The organism is Streptomyces sp. NPDC089915 (assembly GCF_040684675.1).
Taxonomy (GTDB): domain Bacteria; phylum Actinomycetota; class Actinomycetes; order Streptomycetales; family Streptomycetaceae; genus Streptomyces.
This window is the reverse complement of sequence record NZ_JBFBGN010000347.1, coordinates 1-1,710: the sequence shown is the minus strand read 5'-3', so window position 1 is coordinate 1,710 and position 1,710 is coordinate 1. Positions and strand designations below refer to the sequence as shown.

General features: G+C 69.8%; 2 protein-coding genes and 1 pseudogene. 1 reads left to right on the top strand and 2 read right to left on the bottom strand.

Going from position 1 to position 1,710, the window contains the following annotated elements:
- Both AB0O29_RS35680 and AB0O29_RS35675 read right to left on the bottom strand, forming a co-directional pair.
- Window positions 1-320: protein kinase (locus AB0O29_RS35680; protein WP_365160526.1), on the bottom strand; the 320-nt coding region annotated here is incomplete at its 3' end.
- A gap of 98 nt (window positions 321-418) precedes the next feature.
- Window positions 419-1,162 carry a 2OG-Fe(II) oxygenase gene (locus AB0O29_RS35675; RefSeq protein WP_365160529.1) on the bottom strand — a complete coding sequence of 248 codons (744 nt, stop codon included), beginning with the start codon at window positions 1,160-1,162 and terminating at the stop codon, window positions 419-421.
- Window positions 1,163-1,534: 372 nt separating this feature from the next.
- Here AB0O29_RS35675 and AB0O29_RS35670 point away from each other — a divergent pair.
- Window positions 1,535-1,710 (top strand): annotated as a pseudogene (locus AB0O29_RS35670) (cytochrome c oxidase assembly protein); the annotation flags it as partial.

Genomic DNA, 1,710 nt, shown 5'->3' with positions numbered 1-1,710 from the left:
CGCAGCTTCGCGTCGAGTCCCTCGCCCCGGACCAGCTCCATCACCAGGAACGGAGCCTCGCCTTCATCCGTGCCGGTCTCACCCAGGTCGTGGATGGTCACGATGTTGGGGTGCTGGAGCCGCGCCGTGATCCGCGCCTCGCGCAGGAACCGGGCCCGGGCCTCGTCGCCGCGGCTGCCCCCGCCGGCGAGCAGGGAGATCACCTTGACGGCGACGGCCCGGCCCAGCCTCTCGTCCCGCGCCTCCCACACCTGCCCCATCCCGCCCTCGCCGACCGGTCGCAGCAGCCGGTAGCGGCCCCCCAGGAGCTCCCCGTCCACCCTCGTGCCTCCCTCGTCCGATCACCACGCGACGGCGACGACGGTACGCCCGGAATCCACAACTCCGCACTGCCGCAGGGAGGTTCGGCCAAGGGAGCTCACGGCGCATCGATGGGCTCGTAGAGCACATCGGTCCTGAGGATCGTCTTCGTGCCCTCAAGGACCGGGGCCGAGTCGTGGAGCGTCCGGTGCCAGAAGAGGAGCGCATCGCCCGGTTCGGGATGGTAGGTGCTCACTATCTCCTCAGGCTCCGCGGGCCGGTGCCAGTCCGAGAAGTCACGTTGCGCAAAGGGCAGCTCGTTCTGCCTGTCGGCGATGAACCGCGTTTCTCCGCCCACCGCCTCATACGACAGGTAGACGACGACCGTCAGAAGGGTCCGCCTCCCGTCGGGGGCGAAATAGGGCGAATCGTAGTGCGGGACAAGACGCCCGCCGTCTCCGTACGTGATGAAGCGCATCCGCGGATTGACGGCCGCCGGCTTCCAGCGCCTTCCGTCCGAGTCCGTCGGAGCGTCCGATCCCACTTCAGGCGACAGGAACGTCCGCAGTCTGCGGTAGAACTCCGCCGCCAGATCTCCGGACTCGGCCGTGGCGCGGAGATGACCGACCGGATCTCCCACCGCATAGTTGGCGGCATCGCCGTCCAGGCCCACCGGCACAAACGGCTGGGCAGCCAGTTCGGCCGCGAACACCTCCACTTCAGCCGGAGTGAGGAAATGGCGGATCACCCTGGCATCGATGTTCGGGAGCTCCGACTCGGCCGGCGCCCATGAGTCGTCGGCGGATATGCGGCTCACCGCTTCTTCGGAGAGCTCAAAGGGATTTACCGGCATTTCGAACATGCTCACTTCTCCGTCTTGAGGCCATCGCCGATGCCGCCGCGGCCGTGGGCCCAACCGCCCTGCACAGCCGCCGGCGGCACACCGAGGCGAGGGAACGGGGACCGCCGAGCGGTTATCGTCACGATGACGACAATAGGCCGGAGTGGACCCGCAAAGCAAGCAGGGCCCGCCCAACACGGCGGTAGGGGCCGGGAGACGGCCGGGAAGCCGCTCATGGGACCGCCGCGTAGGTGTCGTGGTGAGCGTCACGCGGGGCGGTGGAGCCAGGGGCCCGTGGAGTGACCGGTCCGCCGGGAGGACTAGCCTGGCCCCGGTCCGCGCGTGTCGCGGGCCGGTGGGAGCCGCTGGGAAGGGAAGAGCCGGATGGCTGGGATGACGCGTGCCGCGACCGCGGCGGGGAGTCTGCCGGAGCTGAGCTGGGGAAGCCTGCTGTCCTCGTGGCAGCTGGACCTGCCCGCACTGCTCGTGGCCGCCGTGCTGGGCGGGCTGTACGGCTGGGGCGTGCTCCGCGTCAGACGCCGGGGCGAATCGTGGCCCCTGGCCCGTAC